This is a genomic window from Glutamicibacter sp. TV12E, from assembly GCF_052441935.1.
GTDB lineage: Bacteria > Actinomycetota > Actinomycetes > Actinomycetales > Micrococcaceae > Glutamicibacter.
The window spans coordinates 3,475,288-3,501,572 of sequence record NZ_JBQVVF010000001.1 but is presented as its reverse complement, the minus strand read 5'-3'; the positions used below and the strand labels follow the sequence as shown (position 1 = coordinate 3,501,572).

Below are 26,285 nucleotides of genomic sequence, written 5' to 3'. Positions count from 1 at the left end.
TTGTCATACAGCAAGTTTGAAACTTACGGCGTGGAATTTGATCAGATTGGCCGAAGTTTGGGCATTTTAAGTTTTGACGTTGTTAGGAGAATGATGGTTATCAAAGATCTGTTCGCAGAGGCGACAATCAAACGTGGACAGTTACTTGGCAAGGCTGGCCGATGGGCTGAGGCACTTGATGAGTTCAAAAAGGCTGCAAAGATTGTCGGTAGTGTCGATGGCCGAGTCAATTATCTCGTCGGTAACGCTTATTTTCAGCTGAAGATGCTTCCTGAGTCCTTGTTGTGGACGAAAAAAGCGCTATCGCTCGTTCCCGATAACTATTCGTGGAATATTCGTCTGGGGGCTCTTTACGAACAAACCAAACGCCACTCTGACGCGGCCGATGCTTATGAGTATGCCGTTGCACTTCAGCCAGGAAATATTGACGCGCTCACGCGACTCGCTCGAGCGTATTCAAGTTCGAAACGACATGCCGACGCTAGAGAAGTGCTTGCCAATGCAATTCACATGGGTTCTGCAAACAAATCGATCTCCACTGCTTACGTGTCTAATTCTCTAAAAAATGGTCCGTCGTGGCAGAAAATTGAAGCTCTCCAGTATGGCCTCGAGCTCGAACCCGCGAATGCGAGCTGGCTCGAACGCCTCGGGACGGAACTCGCCTCCCTCAGCAGATATGCTGAAAGCGCTGAAGCCCACACAAAGGCTATTGCAGCCGGTTCAAAGAGTTTGGCTAATGCCTGTGGATTGGTTCGGTCGGGTAGGGAAAGCGGGCGGGCTGACCTCGAAGCCGATGGATTGGAAATAATCCGTGGCCTGAAACCTGGGGAAGACCCTATGTCGGTTGTAGCGCAATATTATCAAAGCAAGGGTCATTGGCCGGATGCTTATAGGTTCTATAAAGATGCTGCGCGTGATTCCACTGATCAGGCTTCGCTTTTGTATAACACCGGTCTAGCTGCTGACCGTAACAATGCATGGGCGGAAGCTTCTAGGTGGTTGCGCGAAGCGCTGGAAGAAGATCCCGACAAGCCAGCACGACATTACCGAATGGGACTCACTCTAGAGCGTCAGAAACGCTACGCCGATGCTGCTCTGGCATACGACGCTGCAATTCGATTCCTGGGCAAGGACCAGCCGTACTGGAGCTTCCGGTTGGCATTTGTCCTATGGTCCGAGAATGATATTGAAGGAGCGTTACAAGCGTTCTTGAAGAGTCTGCCAGGGCAGACGAACCTAGTTGAGCATGTCATGACCTTGGAAAACAAAGAGCTCGGTGCCTATGACGCAGAGCTATTTGAAGCGCACCTTTTGCGGTTGATCGAGCGAAACGATTTCAAAGTTCTTCACGACCGTGGCATCACAATGCTAAAAGCTGGCCACTACGAATTCGCACTTCGGTATTTGACTGAAGCTTGCCGTAGGGATCCTGAACAAAATGGGACCTGGTTCTTCCACAAAGCCCTAGCTGCATACCGTTTGGATTTGACTGACCTAGCTCTCTCTTCATTCTTGCAGACACGCGTTTTTGTTCGTGCTGACGGAATCGCGGCCGAACAGTATCTTAAAGCCAAATGGCAGCGCGACATCATGGAGTACGTCTCGTTACAAGAATCTACTAAACTGGATAGTCAAGCCGTTCTGTACGAAAGCTACTTCGGTGGGAAAATCTCTTGTAACCCATTGGCGCTATATCGTGAAATGGCTCAAAGGCAAGAATATTCATCGACGAGGCATTATTGGGTAGTTACTTCGGAAACTAAAGTACCGGAGGACGTGCGACAGAACCCGAATGTTATTCTTGTGCCGCGAGGTAGCCGCCTTTATCTAAAATTGCTCGCTTCGGCTGGTTATTTGATCAACAACGTCACTTTCCCTTACTACTTTGTTAGGCGAGAAGGTCAGCGCTATCTCAATACGTGGCATGGCACCCCGCTAAAGACCCTGGGCAAGGACATTGGCACGGGGTTCATGGAACATGCGAACGTAAGCCGCAATTTTCTTCAGGCAACCGACCTGATAGCACCTAACGATCACACCCGAAACGTATTGATTGATCGGTACGATATTTCTGGATTGTATTCTGGACGTATCCTCCGCACTGGTACGCCGCGCATTGATCAGATGTTGTCTCCGACGCCTTCCGAAAAAGGCGCTTTGAGGACTGAACTGGGTATTCCAGAAGGCAAGAAGGTCATTTTCTATGCGCCCACGTGGCGTGGATCGCTCAATACCAAGCATTTTGACACTGAATCACTCATTCGTGATTTGGGCGTTATGGGTGACATCGACGGAACGATCCTACTATTCAGAGCTCACCACATGACCGAGGCAATAATCGGTAAGACGGACCTGCCCGCGATCACAGTTCCTGAAAACATTGCCTCGGAGGCGGTATTGGCGATCTCTGATGTCTTGATTACTGACTACTCCAGTATCTTCTTTGACTTCTTGCCTATGAAAAAGCCCATCATCTACCACGTTCCAGATCTCGATGAGTACAAAGCTGAACGTGGGTTGTATTTTGACTTTGACGAGCTGCCTGGAACTGTCACTCAGTCACCCACGGAGCTTGTAGAGTGCATCATTTCCTCATTGTCGCAAGACGTTGCCAATGACGCTTCATATTCGAATGCCATAGCGATTTTTTCGGCTCAGGAAAATGGTTCGTCGGCCAAGCGTGCAGTCAACGCATTTTTTGGAGACGATACGGCTTACATCGAAACTCTCCGAGAAGATGAAAAGAAGGTTTTGCTGTTCCATCAGAGCCTCCTCCCGAACGGGATCACGTCGGCTTTTATCAATATGCTTAACGCAATTGATCCGTCTAAGTATCGTGTAGTGTTCCTTTTCGACCCGGCACCTTTCAGCAAGGAACCACTTCGCATGGAAAAATTTGCGATGTTGCCTGAGCATGTCCAAAAGATTGCCCGAGTTGGAGCGCATTTGGTGTCGCTTGAAGAACGATGGGTAATCGACAAGTTCAATGCATGGAACGGCTGGGGATCGCAGGAGCAAGAACAGATTTACCAAGGTGCTTTCGCAAGAGAATTTGAGCGGATTTTCGGCCAAGCGAAGTTTGATGCTGTAATCGAATTCGATGGTTATGCGCCATTCTGGTCGGCATTGCTAGGTTCTGCCACGCGAACCAAGAAAAAGATCGCATTCATGCACAATCGTATCTATGCAGAATGGACCACGAAATACCCCGAGCTCGCGGGCACCATGAAGATTAATAAGTGGTATGACAAATTGCTGTCTGTCTCTGCGGCGACTAACGACATCAATAGAGAAGAACTAGGGCATATCTTTGACATCCCTGCCTCCAAATTCCGGCCAATTAATAATTTGATTAATTTTGAACATCTCCATGAAGAGGCGGACAAGCCCCTGGACAGCGACATTCAAGCCTTCTTGAATGGAGCGAGTGAGGCGTGGTTGAGCATTGGCAGAATGTCACCGGAAAAAGCGCATTTGAAGCTCTTCAAGGCTTTCCGTCAGCACCTTGAGGTTGTTCCTGAGGCGAAATTGGTCTTGTTGGGGGACGGACCCCTTCGCGTTGAACTTGAAGCGTATGTGTCTGCGAATAACCTTGGTTCATCGATCCTTCTTGCTGGCCAGCGCTCTAACCCATTTGCTGTTATGCGTTCTGTAGATGCGTTTGTCTTGGCATCTGACCACGAGGGTCAGCCTATGGTTCTACTGGAGGCCCTAACTCTGGGGCTACCAGTTCTGGCAACTGACATAGTGGGAAATCGCGGCATACTCGAGCCAGGTTACGGACTACTTGTGGAAAATTCTGTACAAGGCCTATCGCACGGGTTCCAAGTAGTACTGGACTCCACGAAGGATTTCGTTACGTTTGACGTAATCAATTATTGTGATGAGTCATTGACTTCTGCATTATCAGAATTTGTTGGTCTCGACGCGTAGCTATTACTGTTACTTGACCCCATATGATGCGCCTAAGAATTCCTGAGGCGCATCATTCATGAAAGGACCGTGTATGGAACGATCTGGTAATGTCCTCAAGCTCGAATCGGCCGAACTTGGTGACCTGATGCAGCTGCTGCAAGCGGATTCCACGTTGCGCTTTATCCATGTGGATCTGCGGGCGATGAACGTGGATCAGACTTTTTCGCGTATAGCTTTGCATAACGCCGTCTTCCGTGAGGCCGTGGTCGCACTGGCAAAAAACGGGTATTATTCGTACGCGCAACGCGGAACTATTACAAGTTTTGTGCACGAAAGCCGACTCGATGTGCTCTGGAATCCATTGAAGGATGGTATTTACCGCAGGACGGACGACGGTACTGTTTACAAGCTAGAAGAACCGTTACAAAAACCTGAGCGCCCACGACTGCTAGTTTTGTTCTCATCCATGCCGCCAGACCTTTTCACATCGAGCCTCAGCCGATACTTTACGACTAACTTCAACTCGATTGCGAAATTTAGCAATAAAGAAACGTATATTCTAAGGATTGCTGATCTTGGTGGCGTAATCGGAAATTTCTATCTTGATACTCTGACTTTCCCAAAAAATACAAAAAATATCGGAACTCTGATTAGAAGTGTGATGACTCAAAACGGAGTTCAATCAGAAGACGTTGTACTTCTCGGATCTTCAAAGGGCGGTACGGGTGCCCTTTATCATGGCGTCTCACTTGGAATGAAATTTGTTGCTGTCGATCCAATTCTTTCGGATGCTCACTACTGGGATAAACACAACGATATTCATTTCACAAACAATTATTTGTTCCCTCTGCGTAAGGACGAAATATTCACGCAACTCCTTGCGCAAAATGACATTAATGGTGCCGACGAGGGTACTCAATGCGTAATTTATTCGCGTCGTTCTCCTCAACATAAATATATTCATGATCAGTTCTTATCGTTGACTGACAACGGGATCTTCATTGACGTGGATAGTCCGGAAATTAAGGATCATCCGGATGTGGCGCCTAATGCACTCCACGTCACGACCACCATAGCCACGACTATGCTTGCTGGGGTTGGCCTGAAGAACGGTCGTTCCGTTGTGAAGTAAGGTCGCGCGAAGTTAACTGCTGGTTGGTTAGGCCCTCGATAAAAGGACTCTCTGACATCAAATCTGTCGTCCGCGAGACTGTATGGACAATTTGTGGAATTCTCCAGCGCCTTGGCTCCTTCAGGAGTAGGTAGGATCGAATTATGATGAACCAAACTGCAATATTTATTGACGCCGGATTCTTACTTTCACTAGGTGGTCATCGTGCTGCTGGTACAACTTTGCGGTCGGCTTTCACGACTCACTATGAGTCCCTGGTTCGGGGCATAGTTCAAGCTGTCAAGAAGAATACCGGGCTTAATAACTTACGCGTTTACTGGTACGACGCATCTAAAGACGGCTTGTTTACGGAGCAGCACAAGCGTATTGGTCTGATACCCGGCGTGAAGGTGCGTTTAGGCCGTATTTCTTACAACGGTGAGCAGAAGGGTGTTGATCTTCGTCTTGCATTAGATCTTGTCGGGGTTGCCAGGAACCGTTCCGCGTCAATTGCTTATCTTGTCTCAGGTGATGACGATCTTGCGGAGGCAGTAGAAGAGGCCCAAGACCTTGGCATGAAAGTTGTTCTTTTGGGTGTCGCTAAATCTAACAGCAGGCTTGGTGTTGCCTCGGTTGCAGAGCATTTGGCTCTGACAGCCGACTACATTGAAACTATTCCTAATCAATTGCTCGATAGCGCCTTTACCAAGGTGTTGGAGTGGGACCAGCACCACTCGGAGAAAACATCGATTATTGCCAATGCGCCTGCGGAAGCACCGGCGCCAATAACAGTTAAGCCGTCTGCCCCAACACCGGCGGTGATGGCCCAAAAGGCATCCGCCAAGGCGATGGCCGTGACCGAGCCAAACGCTGAAGTGGTTTATTCCAGTGGTGGCGAGCGGCCTGGGTTCAAAGGCAATGCTGCCTATGAACAGCAAGAACTCAAAGTGGCTGAAGAAATCGGTGCCAAGGTTGCAGAGTCATGGCTCGCGTTCACCACGCAATCAGAAGTTGTCGAGCTCATGGCCGACAAGCCCCAGCTTCCACCAGAAATCGATAGGACGCTGCTCAAGGACTGTGCTCAAGTCCTGGGGGAGTGGAAAACTGATCAGCAGACTATCCGCAGAACCTTGCGCAGTGCCTTCTGGGAGTATCTGGCAAAGATCATGTGACGAGCTAGCAACGACTTGAAGAACTCCAATCGGCGCGAGCTAAGGTAAATTTGTAACGTGACTTCTCAGCAGAAACCTTTTTACATCACTACTGCCATTTCCTACCCGAACGGCACTCCGCACATCGGCCACGCATATGAAGTCGTGGCCACGGACGTCATGGCGCGGTTCAAGCGGCTTGACGGACATGACGTGTTCTTCATGACGGGCACCGACGAGCATGGTCAGAAGATGATGCAGACGGCTGAAAAGCTGGAAATCACGCCAGCTCAACTGGCTCAGCGCAACTCGGATGCATTCCAAGCGATGAATGATGAGCTGGGCACGAGTTACGACCGTTTCATCCGCACCACTGACGCGGATCACCATGCAGCCGCCCAAGAGTTGTGGCGCCGCATGGAAGCCAATGACGATATTTACCTTGATAAGTACGCCGGCTGGTATTCAGTGCGCGATGAAGCGTTCTACACCGAGGAACAGACTGAAGTTCGCGAAGACGGTATCCGCTACGCAACCGAATCCGATACCGAAGTGACCTGGACAGAAGAAGAATCGTATTTCTTCCGCCTGTCCAAGTACCAGGACAAGCTGCTTGCGTACTATCAGGACAATCCTGAATTTGGCGCGCCGCGTTCCCGTTTCAATGAGGTTGTGCGATTCGTCGAAGGCGGCCTCACCGACTTGTCGATTTCCCGCACAACCTTTGACTGGGGCATCCCAGTGCCGGGCAACGAAAAGCACGTTATGTACGTTTGGGTGGATGCCTTGACTAACTACCTCACTGGCGTCGGCTTCCCAGACGTAGAGTCCGCGTCTTTCCAGAAGTATTGGCCAGCAGACGTCCACGTGATCGGCAAAGACATTTCGCGCTTCCACGCCATCTACTGGCCGGCATTCCTGATGTCTGCCAAGCTCCCGCTGCCAAAGCGCGTCATGATCCATGGATTCCTGCACAACAACGGCGTAAAGATGTCCAAGTCCTTGGGGAATACTGTTTCGCCTGATGACTTTGTGAATCGCTACGGCTTGGACCAGGTCCGATACTTCTTCCTGCGTGAGGTGCCTTTCGGAGCTGACGGAAGCTACAACCATGAGACCATCGTTGCTCGCATTAATGGCGATCTCGCCAATAACTTCGGCAACCTTGCTCAGCGATCGTTGTCGATGGTCGCAAAGAATTGCGGCGGGGTTGTCCCAACTCCGGGTGAAATGCTAGAAGCAGACCAGCAGATTCTCAATGCCGCTGGACAACTTCTTGAGCTTAATCGGGACGCCTACTCGCGTCAGGAATTTAGCAAGGCGCTCGAAGCTGTGTGGCATGTATTGGGCGATACAAACGCTTACTTTGCGGAACAAGAACCTTGGAAGCTGAAGAAGACTGATCCGGAACGCATGGCTACGGTGTTGTACGTGACCATTGAAATCGTCCGCAAGGTCGCTCTGCTTCTGCAACCAGTTCTGCCTCAGGCCATGACCGCCATGCTCAACTCGCTGGCAATTGGCGAAGGATCAGCACGGACCTTCGAATACTTTGATACGGCATTAGTGCCTGGCACTGAGTTGCCGGCACCGTCGCCAGTATTCCCTCGGTACGAGGAAGAAAAGTAGCAGAGGCTGCTTAATCCAGATTTGCCTGCCGCGCAGAGAACCACAGTTCTCAGTGTGGCAGGCAAATTTGTACCCAGCTGTTGGTCCGCTTAAGCGCCTACGGGCTGACAACACCGGTTTGGTAGGCAATGACCACTGCCTGAACTCGGTCCCTTGCTTCCAGCTTCGCCAGGATGTGGCCAACATGGGTTTTCACCGTTGCCTCTGAGAGGAACAAATCCTCTGCAATTTCTGGATTGGATCTTCCCAGCGCTATCAATCCGAAAACTTCCCTTTCGCGTCGCGTCAGGGACTCCACGAGCTCTGAAAGCTGCTTGTTGCCCTGGGTGCTCTCTTTCTTCAGCAGGGGAGCCATATGATCCAGGAGGCGGCGAGTAGTCGAGGGGGCAATGACCGCATCGCCCTTATTTACAGTGCGAATGGATTCCAGCAGTTCCTCGGGTGGTGCATCTTTCAACAAGAAACCACTGGCGCCAGCTTGAATCGCGCTCAAGGCGTATTCGTCCATGTCAAAAGTTGTCAGAACTATGACTTTAGGCCCTTCGGCTGCAGTCTTGGAGGGATCCAGCAAACGCTCTGTTGCTTCGATGCCATCCATTTCCGGCATGCGCACGTCCATGAGGATGACATCGGCTTGGCTCATCAGGGGAGTGGCAACGGCTTCACGGCCATTGCCGGCCTCAGCAATCACATCCATGTCCTCTTGTGAATTAATCAGCATTCGGAAGCCACTTCGTACCAGCAGCTGATCATCCACCAGGGCGACCTTGATGACGTTGTTATTTTCCATGTGAATTTAGTCCTCGGAGTATGGAATGAAAACTGCGACGGTGAATCCGCCAGAAGGTTGTGGGCCGGCGGTGCATGTTCCCTCGTACAACGCTACGCGTTCTTTCATGCCAAGTAGCCCTTGGCCGGCTCCTTCAAGCTTGATTGCGCCTGCTCCGCGCCCGTCATCTTTGACCCGCAGCTCCAGCCCCCGGTAGGTCCAATTGAGGAGAACTTCTGCCACGGCGTTGGAACCAGCGTGCTTGAGCACATTAGTCAGCGATTCTTGAACGCACCGGTAAGCCGTCAGCTCTGCGCCAGCGGGCAGCTCCTTGCGTGGCGTTCCATGGGTCTGAAGTTGTACAGCCAATCCCGAGTTCGTGGCGATTTCTACCAAATTGGGGATATCTCCGATGGCCGGTAACGGCCTGTTTTGGAGTTCTTCGTCCTTCCTGAGGACTCCGAGAAGACGGCGCATTTCCTTGAGCGAAGCACGCCCAGTGTCAGAAACAGTCTTGAGGGTATCAATGGCAATTTGCGGGTCATTTGCTGCTGCATAGCGGGCACCGTTTGCCTGAGTAATGATCACGGACAATGAGTGGGCAACAATGTCATGCATCTCGCGGGCAATATGGTTGCGCTCATCGGAGGCAGCCAGCGCCCTTTCCATAATGCGTTCTTGCTCGAGGCGTTCTGCATGTTCCTTCAACGACTTCATGGCCAGCCGACGTGTGCGTGCCAAATCGCCGAAGGTCCATGAGACCGTGACCACGAGTGCCAGCCCAACAAACGCTACCAACATATTGAACGTCATGGATGGTGTCGGGTCCGACGCATAGCGGAACGGGTTGAACATGCTGAACGTAGCCAGCACTGCTCCTGCCAATCCGAGTGAGAGCGTGCCGAACGATTGCCACCGTTTCCCATAAACCGCCATGGTGTAAACCATTATGGGAACAGAAAACTGCGAAGGCAGCAAGAGGCCGTCGAATCCGAGCTGCAGGAGATGCCCAAATGCGACAACCAGGGTGACGGCCCATGGATATCGCCTGCGAACCATCAGAGGAGCTGACTGCAGTGTGGCGATAGCCATGATCGACAGCATGGCCGAGGCGGACATGGCGCCAGCTAACCCGATGGTTCCGGGGACACAAAACAAGGTGTAAATCAGACCGGTGATGAAGTCTATTCGTCGCGGATTCGCTCTGATCCAACCGTCAATTCGACGGTGGGGATTGGCAAAAATCAATGCGTCCTTCAATTCAGTGGTGTGTGCTGCAGGCTAGTGAAGCAGAGTTTGCTTCGGCCCGTAATTCTAGAATATCGACTTCAGCAGCAAGTTTGCCTCATGCCTGGGATTGAGATTTGAGCGGCCGATAAATAACAGTCCAACATATGAGATGAACTCTCACATGTTGGACTAAGATCGCTAAAGTTGAAGCATGGCAAATGAAATTGATATTGCGGTCATTCCAGGCGACGGGATTGGCCCTGAAGTTGTAACTGAAGCGGTCAAGGTACTGAAGTTCGTCACCAATGGTGGCAAGCAAGAACTCAAGCTCACTTACTACAAGCTTGGTGCTGAACACTGGTTGGAAACTGGCGAAACCTTGCCGGAGGAGACTCTCTCGGCTATCAAGCAGCACGACGCAATTCTTTTTGGCGCCGTGGGAGCGGCGCCAGGGGATACACGAATCCCGTCAGGGATCATTGAGCGCGAAATGCTTTTGAAGTTGCGTTTCTCCCTGGACCATTTCGTGAATCTGCGTCCGTCCAAGCTCTACCCCGGCATTGAAAGCCCCCTGTCCAACCCCGGGGCCATCGATTTCATTGTGGTGCGCGAAGGTACCGAAGGCCCATATGTCGGCAACGGCGGTTCGGTCCGAACCGGAACCGCGCATGAAATCGCGACCGAGGTATCGGTCAACACGGCCTACGGAGTAGAACGCGTGGTGCGAGATGCTTTCCGCCGAGCCTCAGAGCGAGAACGCAAGCACGTGACATTGGTTCACAAGCACAACGTCCTGGTGCATGCGGGACACCTGTGGAAGCGCACTGTGGAAGCTGTCGCAGTCGAGTTCCCAGAAGTGACCCACGATTACCTGCACGTAGACGCGGCCACCATCTTCCTGACTACCGATCCATCCCGCTTCGATGTCATCGTTACCGACAACCTCTTCGGCGACATCCTGACCGACCAGGCTGGAGCCATCACCGGTGGCATCGGCTTGGCAGCGAGCGGCAACATCAACATGGACCGCACCTACCCATCGATGTTTGAGCCGGTACATGGATCTGCCCCCGATATTGCCGGGCAGCAGAAGGCCGACCCAACGGCGGCCATCCTTTCGGTAGCGTTGATGCTGGATCATCTCGGAATGTCAGATGAAGCACGCGCTGTTGAGCAAGCTGTCGAAAAAGAGATCACTTCACGGCAAGAATTGACCGATAATCGTACCACCAGTGAAATCGGCGATGCAATTGTCGCTTTGCTGGCATAAGCTGAAAGTGTCGTTTCCGATTAGCTTCTAATCGGCAGCAATTCCACGAACGGGTGTTCCGCTTTGGCGTGGAGCACCCGTTCTTTGTTTATTGAGCTAGGAAGTCCAAGGTAGATGGAATTCACCGTAAATCTTTCAACGAGTCGCAAGAGCGATCAAGAGCGCGCCAGCGTTCTGGCCAACCCTGGTTTCGGGGACTTCTTCACTGACCACACCACCGTCGTTGACTGGACCGCCAACGAGGGCGGCCATGGCGGGGAATGGCATGATGCCCGCATCGAGCCTTATGGTCCCATCGCGATGGATCCAGCTGCCTCGGTGCTCCACTATGGCCAGGAAATCTTTGAGGGCCTCAAGGCCTACCGCCATGAGGACGGCTCGGTGTGGACCTTCCGTCCACGCGCAAACGCAGCTCGCTTGAACAAGTCCGCCCAGCGTCTGGCCCTGCCCCAGCTGGACGAAGATGTTTTCGTCGAGTCACTGAAGAAGCTGGTAGCCACCGACATCGATTGGGTTCCCAGCGGCGAAGGCGAAGCGCTGTACCTGCGGCCATTCATGATTGCCACCGAAGCTTTCCTCGGAGTGCGTGCCGCGCGCGAAGTTTCCTATCGCGTCATCGCCTCTCCAGCGGGCAACTACTTCGGTGGAGAACTCAAGCCGGTAGCCATTTGGGTATCGAAGAATTATGCCCGCGCCGGCCGCGGCGGCACCGGTTCTGCCAAGTGCGGCGGCAACTACGCGGCATCGCTGGTAGCGCAACTGGAAGCCGAGGAGAACGGCTGCAAGCAGGTGCTCTTCCTCGATGCCTTCAATGACAACGCTGTTGAAGAACTGGGTGGCATGAATGTTTTCTTTGTCACCAAGGACAACAAGCTGGTTACTCCTGCACTGACCGGAACCATCCTTGAAGGTGTTACCCGTTCATCGGTGATCCAGCTGGCCAAGGACCGTGGCATCACGGTTGAAGAACGGAAGATCACCCTCGACGAATGGCGTGATGGCGTTGCTTCTGGTGATATCACGGAAGTATTTGCCTGCGGTACCGCTGCGGTAATCACTCCAATTGGCCTGCTCAAGAATGGCGATGAACTCATCGGAGACGAGAACGCTCCTGCCGGTGAAGTGACGATGTCCATTCGCGAGGAACTGCTGGGCATCCAGCTGGGCACCGTCGAAGATCGACACGGCTGGCTGGAGCGTTTGGCCTAGAGGGCAATCCAAACGACTACGATGGTCTCGGGGCTTAAGCCCCGGGGCCATTGTTGTATGCGAAAAGGAATGAAATGCACGTACTGGTAACTGGCGGTGCAGGCTACATAGGATCACACGCCGTGCTCTTGCTGCTCGAAGCTGGCCACAAGGTTTCTGTCTTCGACAATCTGAGCAATTCATCGCCTGAATCCCTGAGGCGCGTACGCGACATGTCCAATTCGGCTCCCGAGCTTTTCATTGGCGACTTGCTGGATAGCGACCGGCTGGATTCCGTCTTGAGCCAGACCAAGCCGGACGCAGTCATCCACTTTGGCGGGTTGAAGGCTGTTGGGGAGTCCGTGGAAAAGCCGATTTCCTACTACCAGAACAATGTTGTTGGCACCTTGAACCTGGTATCAGCGATGGAAAAAGCTGGCGTAAAGCGTCTGGTTTTCAGCTCATCCGCAACGGTCTACGCCGAGTCCACCCAGTTGCCACTGGTTGAAGATGCGCAGCGTGCCGCATCAAACCCCTACGGTCGGACCAAGCTGCATATCGAGCAAATCCTCGAGGATCTTGCGGTTTCCGACTCCTCATGGTCCATCGCCACCTTGCGCTATTTCAATCCTGTTGGCGCTCATCCATCGGGAAACATCGGTGAGGATCCGCAGGGTATCCCGAACAACCTCATGCCGTTTATTGCACAGGTAGCGGTCGGCCGCCGCAGCGAAGTCCAGGTCTTCGGCAATGATTACCCAACTTACGATGGAACTGGCGTGCGGGACTACATTCACGTCATGGACCTTGCCCAGGGCCACCTGGATGCATTGGACTTCTTGAACACCCATACCGGCCAGTACGTCTGGAATCTCGGAACCGGAAGCGGAACGAGCGTCCTGGATGTCATTGGCGCGTTCTCGCGGGCCTGTGGCCGGCAGCTTCCATACAAGTTGGTAGAGCGTCGCCCGGGCGATATCGCCGAGTACTACGGTGATCCGACAACAGCCCGCTTGGAGCTCGGCTGGAAGGCTGAACGGGGAGTCGAGGAAATGGCTCGCGATATGTGGGAATGGCAGTCGAAGAACCCCGCTGGATATCCGGATTATGATCTTGACGGAATTTCTGAAGAAGAAATCAACGAGTTTATCCGTGGTGGCCGTGCCACGATCGCTAAACAAGACTAGACAAGAGAAAACCGAATGAAAATTGCAAGATTTGTAGTAGACGGTGATCCGCTGTACGGAGTCGTTGATGGCAACGACATCCACGTCCTGGCAGGAGACCCGTTCTTCCAAGGAATCAAAACCACAGGGGCAACCCACAGCCTGGATGATGTTCGCCTGGTGGCGCCAATCATTCCTCGTTCGAAGGTTGTCGGGTTCGGGCGCACCTACCGTGAACACGCCAAGGAACTGGGCAATGAAGTTCCGCAGGAACCCATCATGTTCTTGAAGCCCAATACCTCGGTGGTTGGCCATGGGGATCCTGTCACCCTTCCAGCGTTCTCTGATGAGGTTTCCTTCGAGGGTGAACTAGCTGTTGTCATTGGGCGTATTTGCAAGGATGTGCCTGCTGACAAGGCCCAAGACGTCATCTTCGGCTACACCGTAGCCAATGACCTCACCGCGCGCGATGCGCAACGCAGCGATCTGCAGTGGGCCCGCGCCAAGGGGTTCGACGGTTCTTGCCCGCTGGGCCCCTGGATTGAAACTGAATTGCCGGATCCAGACGACGTCGGCATTGTTACCCGAGTCAACGGTGAAGTTAAGCAAGATGGCTCCACCAACGAAATGATTTGGCCGGTCAATGAACTGGTGGCGCGAGCTTCGGAAGCCTTTACGCTCTTGCCAGGTGATGTGATTATGACTGGAACACCTGCAGGTGTGGGACTGGTCAATGCGGGGGATGTCGTTGAAATCGACGTTGAAGGAATCGGTTCATTGCGAAGCGTATTCCGGCGCTGAGTTAGTTTAACTAATCTTTATCTGGGTACAATAGTTATTAACACCAACTTGCCATCATCATTTTGGTGGAACCGCACAGGCTCTCGATCATTTATGTGATCGGGAGCCTTGCGGTTTAAATGCGACTTTCGGCGCGAAAGGCATAGAATGAAGTCATCATGACTGATCTATCGCTGATTCCCGAAGTAACCGAAGATACCCCGGTACGCGTTCGCTTTTGCCCATCACCCACTGGAACTCCACACGTTGGATTGATCCGTACGGCCCTGTTCAACTGGGCTTACGCTCGTCACACGGGCGGCAAGATGATTTTCCGCATCGAAGATACGGATGCGAAGCGCGACTCGGAGGAAAGCTACAACCAGGTGCTGGACGCCTTGAACTGGTTGGGCATCGACTGGGATGAAGGCGTTAATGTCGGTGGGCCGCACGAGCCTTACCGCCAGTCTCAGCGAGGCGAGATCTACCAAGACGTCATTGCCAAGCTCCGCGCGGCCGGGCACCTGTACGAGTCATATTCCACCCCCGAGGAAATCGAAGCGCGCCACAAGGCTGCCGGCCGGGATCCAAAACTTGGCTATGACAACTTTGACCGCGAGCTCACCGACGAGCAGAAGGCAGCGTTCAAGGCAGAAGGCCGCGAGCCTGTGCTGCGTGTTCGCATGCCGGATCACGACGTCACGTTCAATGACCTGGTCCGTGGCGAGATCACGTTCAAGGCAGGCAGCGTGCCGGACTATGTCGTCGTTCGCGCCAACGGACAGCCCCTGTACACGCTGGTCAACCCCGTTGACGACGCCTTGATGGGCATCACCCATGTGCTTCGCGGTGAGGACCTGCTGTCTTCCACGCCACGCCAGGTTGTCTTGTATGCGCTCCTGCACGATATCGGCGTTGCAAAGTACATGCCGCGCTTCGGCCACTTGCCATACGTGATGGGCCAGGGAAACAAGAAGCTTTCCAAGCGCGATCCAGAATCAAGCTTGTTCCTGCACCGTGACAACGGGTTCATCCCAGAGGGCCTGCTCAACTATCTGGCATTGCTCGGCTGGTCATTGAGCGCCGATGAAGACATCTTCTCCAGCGAGCAACTCGTTGAAGCCTTTGACGTTACCGATGTCCTGTCTAACCCGGCACGATTTGATGTCAAAAAGGCAGAAGCCATCAACGGTACGCATGTGCGCATGCTGGAACCGAAGGACTTCCGGGATCGCTTGGTTCCATATCTCCAGGCCGCTGAACTTGTTGGTGCCGAGCTGACCGCTCGCGAAAACGAAATCCTAGATCAGGCTGCTCCACTGGTACAGGAGCGTATCGCGCTCTTGGGCGAAGCCACCGACATGCTGGAGTTCCTTTTCAAGTCGGACGATGAGATTGTCGTCGCTGACAACGCCCTCAAGGGCATGCCGGCGAACCTCGCAGAGGTGGTTGATGCATCGGTTCAGGCGTTGGAAGGCTTGTCGGACTGGAACGCAGAGACCATCCAGGCAGCGCTTCGCGCCAAATTGGTTGACGAGTTGGAGCTCAAGCCGCGCCAGGCCTTCGGCCCTGCCCGTGTAGCAATTTCAGGTAAGCGCGTATCGCCACCGCTCTTCGAGTCCATGGAAATCCTGGGCCGCGAGTCGAGCTTGAACCGCCTTCGTGCTTTTGGCGAATCCCGGTAGGGTCATTCCCTAGCATCAGCGGTACATGCAGAGCACCTTGGATGTTTGCAACATTGAACGATGTTGGCATCCAAGGTGCTCTTCCTTTTGCCTGTTGGTGAGCGTGCCTGAGGGAGAGCCCAAGGGAAGCAGCCGCAATTCAGGCTGATAGATGGGGTGCGTCAATTCACAGTGGCTATTTGCGATGGAAGCGGAACCCCAGCTGGACCAAAATGCTATTTTTCAACGATTCTGCGCGGAAATTGGGCGTAGCCATGTGCAATTCCCTCGATTTGTATAGTTCTTTGCTGGGCGGTATAGTTTTATCTCGTGCTACGGAAGTGGCCTGGAATAATGCTTGACAAAATTCCTAAACTCCCAAGTCACAGTGGGATATGGTGTAATTGGCAACACAACGGTTTCTGGTTCCGTCATTCTAGGTTCGAGTCCTGGTATCCCAGCGCTTCATCGGATTCATCCGGTGAGCCAAGGTGAAACTTGGCGTACGGCCCCATCGTATAGCGGCCTAGTACTCCGCCCTCTCACGGCGGCAACACGGGTTCGAATCCCGTTGGGGTCACCACATGAAAAAACCACGGAGAGATCCGTGGTTTTTTCTTTTGCATGGAAAATGTGCCGCTATCTCTCAGCAATCGCGGTCGCCATAAGGCAAGATGGTGCACATGGAGTCGAACTCAGATCAGATCAAGCCTGCATTGAGCGAGGCTGCTGGTGACGGGCAGGTCAGCAACACCACCATCGAGAGCCTCAAGGAATTGCGCGGCATTCTCAGCGATCTAGTTTTCGTCGGCCATTCGTCTCGCGCGGCATATGAAAGTGATCAGTTGCGGGAAAAGACATTGCATCAGATATCCGATTATCTGATACCAAGGCTCTCCAACCTCGGAGCACCGCTGCTGGCGGTGATAGGCGGATCCACTGGATCTGGCAAGTCCACACTTGTTAACTCGCTGGTCGGTGAGCAAATCAGCATTTCGGGTGCTGTCAGGCCGACAACCAGAACGCCAGTTCTCGCCTTTAATCCCGTGGATCAACCATTTTTCGAATCCGACCGTGTCCTGCCCGAACTAAGTCGCGTTTCCGGCGGCGGGTTTGCAGTGGCGGCAGATTCTTCCCGTCACGATGCGCTGGTCATGAAGCCCCATGGGAACGTGCCTCAAGGGCTGGCAATCCTTGATGCGCCAGACATCGACTCTGTTTCAGACGACAATAGGGCTCTGGCAGGACAGCTGCTCAACGCCGCTGATTTATGGATTTTCGTGACAACAGCCAACCGATATGCAGACGCCCTGCCATGGGAGCTGCTAACGGACGCGGGCGTCCGGGACATTACTGTATGCGTCGTCCTCAATCGGGTTCCTCCAGGTGCCGAGCGCGACATCGTCCCAGACCTGCGCCGCCTGCTCATTGCAAAGGACCTGGATCCTGCTTTATTGCATGTCCTCAATGAGACGCAGCTCAATGAACAAGACTTATTGCCGGGGGAGCACCTCGAACCGCTCACTGCTTGGCTCCACTCCCTGGCCGCAGATTCAACTAAGCGCCAGCAGGTGGCGGCGCAGACTCTTGCTGGAGCTTTGAGGCGAACTACTGCCGATGTAGGCGAGCTGCTGGCTGAATTGCAGGACCAGGAAACACAGCTCGACGAGTTGCGCCGGTTGACCAATGAACGGTTTGCCCAAGCCCATGAACGGATCAACGCCGCACTCAATGATGGCTCCTTGCTCCGTGGGGAAATCTTGTCGCGATGGCAGGATTTTGTCGGTGCTGGAGAACTGCTCCGGGGTATTGAGGGCGCCATCGGCCGGGTAAGAGATCGAGTCGGAGCGTTCTTCTCGGGGCGCCCGCCAGCCACGCATCGCGTGGAACAGGCCATCGAATCAGGGTTGCATACGGTCTTCATCGCCGAGATCACCAAGGCCTGCCATGACGTGGACAGGTCGTGGAAGAATACTCCGCTCGGGCAGGTGCTTCGAGATGGGCTCGAAGCACCGAGGCCTTCCAATGATCTCAGCGAGCAAGCTGCAGAAAGCATCCGTCTGTGGCAGAAAGACATTCTTGAGATGATTCGCGAAGAAGGCGCTGGCAAACGCAAAACCGCCCGTATGGCTGCTTTCGGAATCAACGGAGTCGCGGTCATCTTGATGGTTGTCGTATTCGCCTCTACCGCAGGACTAACTGGTCTGGAAATTGGCATCGCTGGCGGATCCGCCGTGGTTGGGCAGAAGCTTCTGGAAGCGATATTCGGCGAGGACGCAGTGCGCAGAATGGCGATGAGAGCCCGGAAAATGCTGGATGCGCGTGCCCAGGCATTGATTGCCAAGACCTCGGAGCCGTACGCCAACGGAATTGGCCGTGCGGCCCAACCCGAGGTGGCACAGGCATTGAACCGCGTCACTGAAGGACTGAACAGCAAAGGGGCCAAGAAATGACAGAACGAAAAGTCGTCCGTGCTGTTAATGGCCTGAACCAGCAGATTGACAGTGTTGTTGAAGCCATGCAGCTTGCGGAGCCGTATTTGGATTCAGAAAGCATCGACTTGGCAGCATCGGTCATCAGAAAATCTGCATCACGGCGAAAGCTGTCTTCGGAACATGTGGTTGTCGGGCTTTTTGGTGCCACGGGAAGCGGAAAATCGACACTATTCAACGCTTTAGTTGGGCGGGAACTGGCATCCACAGGGGTGATACGCCCAACGACCACGGACACTGTGGCCGCGATCTGGGATACGTCGGGCGCCAACGAACTTCTGGATTGGCTCCAAGTCAACGACCGACATGTCATCGAAGCAACAGCGGAACCGAAGCGGGGATCCTCGAAAAAGGACTTTGATTCTGGTTTGCTGCTCTTGGATTTGCCGGACATGGACTCAACGCGGGTGGAACACCACCAGATTGCTACCCGGCTTGTTGGCCAAGTAGATTTCCTCGTCTGGGTTCTCGATCCTCAAAAGTATGCTGACGCGTCTATTCATCATGGATATTTGAACTCCTTGCGCAGCCAGAAGGGGAACATCTTGATTGTTCTGAATCAGATGGATCGAGTCGCCGCGTCCGATAGAAGTAGCATCGTTAATTCCTTGCGCGAGATCCTGGCTTCCTCGGGGTTGGAACGACTTCCGGTGGTGTGCGCTTCGGCTTCCACGGGAGAAGGGCTGGAGGAAGTCCAACGGCAAATTGCTACGGCCGCGAAAAACAAGGCGATCTCTACCCGCAGGTTGCGGGCAGACGTTGATCAAGTGGTTCACCATCTCAAAGCCGAGCTTAATGCTGAAAAAGTGCGTCTCCCGGATCAGATGCAACAGTCTGAGCTGGAGAGGGCTATAGCCAATGCGCATGGGGCGCAATACATTGCAGATGCCGTAGAGACTTCCTACAAGCTCCGCGCCGCGCGTCGCACGGGCTGGCCGGTGACTACTTGGCTGATTCGATTGCGCAACGATCCGCTTCAGCGAATGAACTTGGGAAGAAAGAGGGAAGCAGCCGAACTGTCCATCACCTCGCGTCCCGAACTTTCGGTTGCCGAGGCCGCGGCCATCGACCATGCCATCGATAACTACGTCCGGGATGCCACGGAGGAACTGCCCGACAGCTGGATTGAACCGGTCCGGAAAGAAGTCGGCAGCAACGTGCAGCAACTGGAGGGTGCCGTTGACGCCGCCATTGCTGGCACAGACTTGGGTGTTGAAAAGTCTTCCTGGTGGTGGCCGGCAGTCAAATTTGTCCAGTGGGTCTCTTTGCTGGCAGCACTGGCCGGGGCGCTGTGGCTGGCTGCCTACCCTGTGGCCGGATACTTCCAATTCGATCTGCCCGCAGCCCCTCGTGTCGAGGGCATAGCCGCTCCCACCCTAGTTTTGGCCATCGGGGTGCTGCTGGGTATCGTGCTGGGAATTGCGTGTTCATTCGTCAATCGAATAGTGGCTAAAGTTAAGCGTAGGAAGGCATTAAGAAATATAGAACGTTCAGTATCCGGGCAAGTCCGCTCCGCCGTGGTTGAACCGGTTGACCAGTATCTGAATACCTACAACAGCTATGCCGCCATTATTACCTCAGCAGCAAAGAAAGCCGAATAGAACTCTGTGACTATTAATCAGCCTGAAGCAAACGTCGGAGACCTTGGCGAGCAAGGAATACTTGATACTATTCTTCCGCTCCTAGACTCGCGCGCGGCTAACCTTGGTCCAGGCGATGATGCTGGCGCACTGAGTGTCCAAGGAACAGAAATCCTCGTTTCGGTCGATACCCTCGTTGAAAACCAGGACTTCAGGTTGGTCTGGCCTAGCGGTCTTGAACACCGTGCGTACGACATTGGCTGGAAATCCATTGCCCAGAACGTTTCGGACATCAACGCGATGGGTGGCCGATCCACCGGTGCGGTGATTTCCTTGTCGCTGCCTCCAACAACGTCTCTGGAATGGGTCAAGGATTTCGCCCAGGGGATTGCCGACGCAATCAATTCGCTGGGTGCCAAGGAGTTGACTATTCTCGGTGGAGACCTCGGAAAGTCAACGGAAATCTCGGTGACGACTACCGTACTGGGAGAAACTGCGCATGGAAAGGTTCTGCGCAGCGGTGCCAAGCCAGGCGACTTGATCGCCGTGGCGGGGCGCCTGGGTGATGCCGGAGCTGGCCTGTCGGTTTTGGAGCATGGCAGCAGCGCAAGCACGTGGAGCAGGGCGGTGCGCCGCATAGCTGAAGCGCAATGCAAGCCGGTACCGCCTCTTGGCTCTGGACCTCGTGCCGCAGAAGCAGGCGCCCACGCCATGATGGACATCTCTGATGGCCTCGTGCGCGACACAGCGCGACTTGCCAAGAGCAGCGGTGTCAGCATCGATTTCGAACGCCAGATACTGCAGAAATTTGCTGCTCGGCTAGCCCCTGCCGCACAACTGACCAAGACCGACCCGATGGATTGGGTGCTCCATGGCGGTGAAGACTTCGGACTTCTTGCCGCTTTCCCGGCAGATGCTGAGGTGCCTGAAGAGTTCACCGTTGTCGGTGTAGCCAAGGCACGCATCGGCCGACGCTCCTTGGTCACGGTTGATGGGAAAACCGTTACGGTGAACGCCGGCTTTGACCACTTCAACTAGCCGGTTGCTGAAGGTGCCGCCCGCTTTCTAGGCGTGATCGTTCTGGACCCGAAGCAGCTCGGATAGTTCATGGGCTGCGCTCGTGACGGCTTCATGATGGATCTTTCCGGGCTGCCGGGTGAGGCGTTCAATGGGTCCGGATAGCGAGAGCGCGGCGATGACGCGGCCAGACTGCCCGCGCACTGGAGCGGAGACGGAAGCGACGCCAGGTTCGCGTTCTCCCAGGGACTGTGCCCATCCGCGTCGGCGCACGCCGGCCAAGATCGTTGGCGTGAAACGGGCGTGGTGCAGCCCTTCGACCATGCGCTCATTGTCTTCCCATGCCAGAAGGACCTGCGCAGCGGAACCTGCCTTCATTGACAGCTGAGTTCCAACCGGAATGGTGTCGCGCAAGCCAATGGGGCGCTCGGCGCTGGCAATGCAGACGCGGAAGTCGCCCTGCTTGCGGAAAATCTGGGTGCTCTCGCCCGTGAGGTCGCGGAGCTTGATGAGGATCGGTCCTGCCGCGCTGACCAACCGGTCCTCGCCGGCAGCGCTTGCCAATTCCACGAGACGGTTTCCGAGTTCAAAGCGGCCATGCATATCCCTGCCCACTAGCCCGTGGTGAACAAGGGACTGCGCGATGCGGTGCACCGTGGGGCGCGAAATGTCGGTCAACTCCACCAGCTGGGACAGGGATGTTGGACCGTTTTCCAGTGCATTGAGGATGGCCGCCGCTTTATCGAGAACACCTACACCGCTACCTATAGTCATGATTCCAGTATCACGTCTCATTATTTGAGATTCAAGTCCGCATACTGGAAATGACTATCTGTGAAGTGTCAAAGTTGAACTACCACAATTTACGTAGCTTGAGGAGTGTGTCGCATGTCCGCCATGCAGTCGCCCCAGACATTGGCAGAAAAAGTTTGGAGCGCACATGTTGTGCGCCAAGGTGAAGGGAATGGAGAGTCCCGTCAGCCGGACTTGATTTACATTGACCTTCACCTCCTACACGAGGTGACCTCCCCGCAGGCCTTCGAAGGCCTGCGCCTGGCCGGTCGTCAGCTGCGCCGTCCAGACCTGACCATCGCGACGGAAGACCACAACACTCCCACGCTCGAAATCGACAAGCCCATTGCCGACTTGACCAGCCGCACCCAGATTAATACCCTGCGCGAAAACTGCAAGGAATTCGGTGTTCGCCTGCACTCCCTGGGCGACAAGGAGCAGGGCATCGTCCACGTGGTCGGTCCGCAGCTGGGCCTGACCCAGCCGGGCATGACCGTGGTCTGCGGCGACTCCCACACCTCAACGCATGGCGCCTTCGGCGCCTTGGCCTTTGGCATTGGCACCTCAGAGGTTGAGCATGTCATGGCCACCCAGTCCTTGAGCCTGAAGCCTTTCAAGACCATGGCCATCAACGTCGAAGGCACGCTGAAGCCGGGGGTGACTTCCAAGGACATCATCTTGGCTGTCATCGCCAAGATTGGCACCGGCGGCGGCCAGGGCTATGTGCTTGAATACCGGGGTTCGGCAATCCGCTCGCTGTCCATGGACGCACGCATGACCATCTGCAACATGTCCATTGAGGCCGGCGCCCGCGCCGGAATGATCGCCCCGGACGAGACGACCTTTGAGTACGTCAAGGGCCGCCCGCACGCGCCCAAGGGCGAGGATTGGGACGCGGCAGTAGCGGACTGGAAGAAGCTGCACTCCGACGAAGGAGCGCAGTTCGACGCAGAAGTCTTCTTGAACGCCGATGAACTCGAGCCATTTGTCACCTGGGGGACCAACCCGGGCCAGGGAGTCTCGCTGTCCCAGAGCGTTCCTTCGCCCGAAGACTTCGAAGACGAAAACGACCGCAAGGCCTGTGAGCGTGCGCTGAACTACATGGGACTGACCGGCGGTACCCCGATGAAGGATATCCGTGTGGATACCGTCTTCTTGGGTTCTTGCACCAACTCCCGGATGGAAGACCTGCGTGCCGCAGCGGAAGTCATCAAGGGCAAGGTCAAGGATCCGGAGATCCGGATGATTGTAGTGCCAGGATCCGCGCGAGTCCGCCTGGAAGCGGAAGCTGAAGGACTGGATCAGGTGTTCAAGGACTTCGGGGCCGAATGGCGATTTGCCGGCTGCTCCATGTGCCTCGGCATGAATCCTGACCAGCTGGATGAGGGGGAGCGCTGCGCCTCGACCTCCAACCGCAACTTTGAAGGTCGACAGGGCAAGGGCGGGCGCACCCACCTGGTTTCGCCGCTGGTCGCGGCAGCAACCGCAGTGCGTGGAACCTTGTCCTCGCCAAGCGACCTGGCCAACACTCCGGCCGCAGTCTAGAAAGGAATACCACGATGGAAAAGATTATTACCCACACAGGCATTGGTGTTCCGCTGCGGCAGAGCAACGTGGACACGGATCAGATCATTCCTGCCGTGTACCTCAAGCGCATCACCCGCACTGGTTTCGAAGACGCCTTGTTTGCCGGCTGGCGCCGCGACGAGAACTTCATCCTCAACAAGGAGCCGTTCAATGCTGGATCGGTGCTGGTTGCCGGCCCTGACTTCGGCACGGGGTCATCGCGCGAACACGCCGTCTGGGCACTGAAAGACTACGGCTTCAAAGCCGTGATTTCCGCTCGATTTGCCGACATCTTCCGTGGCAACTCCGGCAAACAGGGATTGGTGGCCGCCGAGGTGGCGCAAAGCGACATCGAATTGATCTGGAAGGAGCTGGAGAACAATCCAGGCACTACCGTGACCGTGGATCTTGAATCCCGCACCGTTGCCTGCGGTTCGATTTCGGCACCCTTCCAGATCGACGACTACACCCGCTGGCGCCTGATGGAGGGCCTGGACGACATTGGCCTGACCCTGCAGCAGGAAGAGGCCATCACGGCCTACGAAGCCCGGCGTCCGGCACACAAGCCCCTGACCCTGCCTGCGCAGACTGCTGATTAAGAGATTCTTCTCCAAGCCGGAATAATAGGCCCGCTCTTCCCCGTTCTTATAGCGGGAGAGCGGGCCTTCTGCTCTTCCTGGGACGCAGGCGCCGCCCGGTGTCGTGACGTGGCTGAAAGCATGCTCACAATGTGTGCGCCACGGGATGAACTGGACATACCAGCCGGTATATAAGCGGTATGCTTGCTTAGTCCTGCCAGTTCGAAAGCTCAGAAGCTTCGGCGGGCGATAACGACTACGCGATGAGGTAATTCATACATGGGTAAGATCTTGACGATCCATGGTGGTGTTCCACTTGAGGGCACCGTACGAGTCGGCGGAGCAAAGAACCTTGTGCCAAAAGCAATGGTCGCAGCTCTGCTTGGTGGCACTCCTTCGGTTCTGCGCAATGTGCCGGAAATCAAGGACGTCGTCGTAGTACGAAGCTTGCTTGAAATACATGGTGTCAAGGTTGAACAAGACCCAGCCACGGGTGACCTCACCATGGATCCAACCGAAGTCAAGACCGCCTCAAACCAGGCCATTGATGCCCACGCGGGCGACTCCCGCATTCCCATTCTTTTCTGCGGGCCGCTGATCCACTCGTTGGGCGAAGCATTCATCCCTGATCTTGGCGGCTGCCGCATCGGCGACCGTCCAATCGACTTCCACCTGGAGGTCCTGCGCGAATTCGGTGCCGTGGTGGACAAGGCTCCAGACGGCATCCGCATCTCGGCTCCCAACGGATTGACCGGTGCCAAGCTCTCCTTGCAGTACCCAAGCGTCGGCACCACCGAACAGGTACTGCTCTCGGCCGTTCGCGCCAAGGGCGTCACGGAAGTCAGCAACGCCGCCATTGAGCCGGAAATCCTGGATCTCATCTCGCTGCTGCAGAAGATGGGCGCCATCATTTCCGTGCACCGTGACCGCGTCATCCGCATCCAGGGCGTTGACCAGCTCACCGGTTTTGACCACACCGCCCTGCCAGACCGCAATGAGGCCGCATCGTGGGCTTCAGCGGCACTGGTCACCAAGGGAGATATTTTCGTACAGGATGCGCAGCAGCGCGACCTGACTGCCTTCCTCCACGTTTACCGCCAGATCGGTGGCGAATTCGAGGTCAAGTCAAACGGCATTCGCTTCTACCACCCGGGTGGAGACCTCAACCCGCTGATCCTGGAAACAGACGTCCACCCGGGCTTCATGACCGACTGGCAGCAGCCGCTGGTCGTTGCGCTGACCCAGGCCAAGGGCGTTTCAGTGATCCACGAAACCGTCTACGAGAACCGTTTTGGATTCACTGACGCACTCGTGCGCATGGGCTCCACGGTCCAGGTGCACACCGACTGCCTCGGCTCCACTCCTTGCCGGTTTGGGCAGCGCAACTTCAAGCACTCCGCTGTTGTCGTCGGCCCTGCCAAGCTCACCGGCGCCGACATTGACGTTCCAGACCTTCGTGGCGGATTCTCCCACCTGATTGCAGCACTAGCTGCCGAGGGAACCAGCCGTGTCACCGGAATAGAAATCATCAACCGCGGATACGAGCACTTCATGGACAAGCTGCAGAGCTTGGGCGCCAATGTTGAGTTGAGCAACTAAAAAAGGGGATCTTGTTCGTGGTTAAGATCCTGGCTCCGGGGGAGTCTGCAAAAACTAAACGAGTCTTTTCAGTCTTGGCCGGAATTGTCCGGCCAGTGATGAACGGGCTGATTGGCCGGTCTTGGAAGGGTTTTGAAAACCTTCCGCAAGGCGGCTACATCGTCTGCCCCAATCACCTGACTGAAATTGATCCGCTGGTAGTTGGACACGCGATTTACAGCAATGGCAGGCTTCCCCGTTGGCTTGCCAAGGAGTCGCTCTTCAAGCCGCCGGTACTCGGCTGGTTCTTGCGCACCACCGGACAGGTTCCGGTTTCCCGGAGTTCAGCTAGCGCTGCAGAATCCCTGAGGCAGGCCCAGAAGGTTCTGGACGCCGGTGGAGTAATCGTGATCTATCCCGAAGGCACGCTCACCAGGGATCCACACCTGTGGCCAATGATTGGCCGCACCGGTGCTGCACGTCTTGCCTTGCAGACTGGCGCGCCGGTTGTGCCCATGGCCCATTGGGGCGATCAGGAGCTATTGCCGAGATATTCCAAGAAGATGTATCTCTTCCCGCGCAAGCACGTCACCGTATCTGTTGGGACGCCGGTAAACTTGGATGACTTGCGGGAAGGACCTCGTACTCGCACCGTGCTCCAGGAGGCCACCAACCGCATCATGGATGCGATCACTGGTTTGCAGGCTGAATTGCGCGAAGAAGAACCGCCAGCCAAGCGCTGGGATCCCAGCGAGCACGGCCAGGCGCAAACTGGCCGCAGCTTCGAAAAACCGGATAATTAATCATTA

At 54.9% G+C, this 26,285-nt stretch carries 19 protein-coding genes and 2 tRNA genes; 18 read left to right on the top strand and 3 right to left on the bottom strand.

The window, feature by feature from the left end; genetic code table 11:
- Positions 1–30: 30 nt before the first annotated feature.
- The 4 genes from ACT7DV_RS16645 (at position 31) to metG (ending at position 7,806) form a co-directional block, all read left to right on the top strand.
- Entirely contained in the window at positions 31–3,933 is a 3,903-nt protein-coding gene (locus ACT7DV_RS16645) for a CDP-glycerol glycerophosphotransferase family protein (RefSeq protein WP_444664253.1), read from the top strand.
- Between the two features lie 73 nt (positions 3,934–4,006).
- Entirely contained in the window at positions 4,007–5,047 is a 1,041-nt protein-coding gene (locus ACT7DV_RS16640; protein WP_444664251.1) for an XcbB/CpsF family capsular polysaccharide biosynthesis protein, read from the top strand.
- A gap of 143 nt (positions 5,048–5,190) precedes the next feature.
- The gene (locus ACT7DV_RS16635) at positions 5,191–6,198 is read left to right on the top strand and encodes an NYN domain-containing protein (protein ID WP_444664249.1); all 1,008 of its coding nucleotides are present in this window, start codon (positions 5,191–5,193) and stop codon (positions 6,196–6,198) included.
- 57 nt (positions 6,199–6,255) lie between these two features.
- Positions 6,256–7,806, top strand: a complete 1,551-nt coding sequence (gene metG, locus ACT7DV_RS16630) for a methionine--tRNA ligase (protein ID WP_444664247.1) — start codon at positions 6,256–6,258, stop codon at positions 7,804–7,806.
- A 97-nt stretch (positions 7,807–7,903) separates the two neighbouring features.
- Here the strand turns inward: metG and ACT7DV_RS16625 are convergent, their stop codons facing one another.
- Complete coding sequence (locus tag ACT7DV_RS16625) at positions 7,904–8,596, bottom strand: response regulator (RefSeq protein WP_444664246.1); 693 nt, start codon at positions 8,594–8,596, stop codon at positions 7,904–7,906.
- Between the two features lie 6 nt (positions 8,597–8,602).
- A complete protein-coding gene (locus ACT7DV_RS16620; RefSeq protein ID WP_444664876.1) occupies positions 8,603–9,823 on the bottom strand; it encodes a sensor histidine kinase in 1,221 nt (406 codons plus the stop codon).
- Between the two features lie 193 nt (positions 9,824–10,016).
- Here ACT7DV_RS16620 and ACT7DV_RS16615 point away from each other — a divergent pair, with 193 nt between their 5' ends.
- The 10 genes from ACT7DV_RS16615 to thiL all read left to right on the top strand — a co-directional run bounded on the left by ACT7DV_RS16615 (position 10,017) and on the right by thiL (position 20,983).
- Positions 10,017–11,075 carry a 3-isopropylmalate dehydrogenase gene (locus ACT7DV_RS16615; protein ID WP_444664244.1) on the top strand — a complete coding sequence of 353 codons (1,059 nt, stop codon included), beginning with the start codon at positions 10,017–10,019 and terminating at the stop codon, positions 11,073–11,075.
- Between the two features lie 114 nt (positions 11,076–11,189).
- Complete coding sequence (locus ACT7DV_RS16610) at positions 11,190–12,284, top strand: branched-chain amino acid aminotransferase (RefSeq protein WP_444664242.1); 1,095 nt, start codon at positions 11,190–11,192, stop codon at positions 12,282–12,284.
- 74 nt (positions 12,285–12,358) lie between these two features.
- Complete coding sequence (galE, locus tag ACT7DV_RS16605) at positions 12,359–13,450, top strand: UDP-glucose 4-epimerase GalE (protein ID WP_444664240.1); 1,092 nt, start codon at positions 12,359–12,361, stop codon at positions 13,448–13,450.
- A 15-nt stretch (positions 13,451–13,465) separates the two neighbouring features.
- Positions 13,466–14,230, top strand: a complete 765-nt coding sequence (locus ACT7DV_RS16600; RefSeq protein ID WP_146274981.1) for a fumarylacetoacetate hydrolase family protein — start codon at positions 13,466–13,468, stop codon at positions 14,228–14,230.
- Positions 14,231–14,388: 158 nt separating this feature from the next.
- A complete protein-coding gene (gltX, locus tag ACT7DV_RS16595) occupies positions 14,389–15,894 on the top strand; it encodes a glutamate--tRNA ligase (RefSeq protein ID WP_444664238.1) in 1,506 nt (501 codons plus the stop codon).
- 368 nt (positions 15,895–16,262) lie between these two features.
- Positions 16,263–16,334, top strand: a tRNA-Gln gene (locus tag ACT7DV_RS16590).
- A 46-nt stretch (positions 16,335–16,380) separates the two neighbouring features.
- Positions 16,381–16,456, top strand: a tRNA-Glu gene (locus ACT7DV_RS16585).
- Positions 16,457–16,556: 100 nt separating this feature from the next.
- Entirely contained in the window at positions 16,557–18,326 is a 1,770-nt protein-coding gene (locus ACT7DV_RS16580; protein WP_444664236.1) for an ABC transporter, read from the top strand.
- Positions 18,323–19,966 carry a GTPase gene (locus ACT7DV_RS16575; protein WP_444664234.1) on the top strand — a complete coding sequence of 548 codons (1,644 nt, stop codon included), beginning with the start codon at positions 18,323–18,325 and terminating at the stop codon, positions 19,964–19,966. Before ACT7DV_RS16580 ends, ACT7DV_RS16575 begins: the two co-directional genes overlap by 4 nt.
- Before the next feature lie 6 nt (positions 19,967–19,972).
- On the top strand, positions 19,973–20,983 hold the full coding sequence (thiL, locus tag ACT7DV_RS16570) for a thiamine-phosphate kinase (protein WP_444664232.1): 1,011 nt from the start codon (positions 19,973–19,975) through the stop codon (positions 20,981–20,983).
- Between the two features lie 27 nt (positions 20,984–21,010).
- Here the strand turns inward: thiL and ACT7DV_RS16565 are convergent, their stop codons facing one another.
- Complete coding sequence (locus ACT7DV_RS16565; RefSeq protein WP_060701426.1) at positions 21,011–21,736, bottom strand: IclR family transcriptional regulator; 726 nt, start codon at positions 21,734–21,736, stop codon at positions 21,011–21,013.
- 123 nt (positions 21,737–21,859) lie between these two features.
- Between ACT7DV_RS16565 and leuC the strand changes: the two genes are divergently transcribed.
- From leuC to ACT7DV_RS16545, 4 genes are all read left to right on the top strand, one after another.
- A complete protein-coding gene (gene leuC / locus ACT7DV_RS16560; RefSeq protein ID WP_444664874.1) occupies positions 21,860–23,299 on the top strand; it encodes a 3-isopropylmalate dehydratase large subunit in 1,440 nt (479 codons plus the stop codon).
- Positions 23,300–23,313: 14 nt separating this feature from the next.
- A complete protein-coding gene (leuD, locus tag ACT7DV_RS16555) occupies positions 23,314–23,919 on the top strand; it encodes a 3-isopropylmalate dehydratase small subunit (protein ID WP_444664230.1) in 606 nt (201 codons plus the stop codon).
- Between the two features lie 258 nt (positions 23,920–24,177).
- Entirely contained in the window at positions 24,178–25,497 is a 1,320-nt protein-coding gene (gene murA / locus ACT7DV_RS16550) for a UDP-N-acetylglucosamine 1-carboxyvinyltransferase (RefSeq protein ID WP_444664228.1), read from the top strand.
- Between the two features lie 17 nt (positions 25,498–25,514).
- Entirely contained in the window at positions 25,515–26,279 is a 765-nt protein-coding gene (locus tag ACT7DV_RS16545) for a lysophospholipid acyltransferase family protein (protein WP_444664226.1), read from the top strand.
- Positions 26,280–26,285: the final 6 nt, after the last annotated feature.

Bases quoted from the DNA above. Each gene is read 5' to 3' on its own strand.
- ACT7DV_RS16580 (WP_444664236.1), top strand. From the start codon at position 16,557: ATGGAGTCGAACTCAGATCAGATCAAGCCTGCATTGAGCGAGGCTGCT.
- ACT7DV_RS16575 (WP_444664234.1), top strand. From the start codon at position 18,323: ATGACAGAACGAAAAGTCGTCCGTGCTGTTAATGGCCTGAACCAGCAG.
- leuD (WP_444664230.1), top strand. From the start codon at position 23,314: ATGGAAAAGATTATTACCCACACAGGCATTGGTGTTCCGCTGCGGCAG.
- murA (WP_444664228.1), top strand. From the start codon at position 24,178: ATGGGTAAGATCTTGACGATCCATGGTGGTGTTCCACTTGAGGGCACC.
- ACT7DV_RS16615 (WP_444664244.1), top strand. From the start codon at position 10,017: ATGGCAAATGAAATTGATATTGCGGTCATTCCAGGCGACGGGATTGGC.
- ACT7DV_RS16600 (WP_146274981.1), top strand. From the start codon at position 13,466: ATGAAAATTGCAAGATTTGTAGTAGACGGTGATCCGCTGTACGGAGTC.
- galE (WP_444664240.1), top strand. From the start codon at position 12,359: ATGCACGTACTGGTAACTGGCGGTGCAGGCTACATAGGATCACACGCC.
- ACT7DV_RS16610 (WP_444664242.1), top strand. From the start codon at position 11,190: ATGGAATTCACCGTAAATCTTTCAACGAGTCGCAAGAGCGATCAAGAG.
- ACT7DV_RS16565 (WP_060701426.1), bottom strand. From the start codon at position 21,736: ATGACTATAGGTAGCGGTGTAGGTGTTCTCGATAAAGCGGCGGCCATC.
- leuC (WP_444664874.1), top strand. From the start codon at position 21,860: ATGCAGTCGCCCCAGACATTGGCAGAAAAAGTTTGGAGCGCACATGTT.
- ACT7DV_RS16640 (WP_444664251.1), top strand. From the start codon at position 4,007: ATGGAACGATCTGGTAATGTCCTCAAGCTCGAATCGGCCGAACTTGGT.
- ACT7DV_RS16635 (WP_444664249.1), top strand. From the start codon at position 5,191: ATGATGAACCAAACTGCAATATTTATTGACGCCGGATTCTTACTTTCA.
- gltX (WP_444664238.1), top strand. From the start codon at position 14,389: ATGACTGATCTATCGCTGATTCCCGAAGTAACCGAAGATACCCCGGTA.
- ACT7DV_RS16625 (WP_444664246.1), bottom strand. From the start codon at position 8,596: ATGGAAAATAACAACGTCATCAAGGTCGCCCTGGTGGATGATCAGCTG.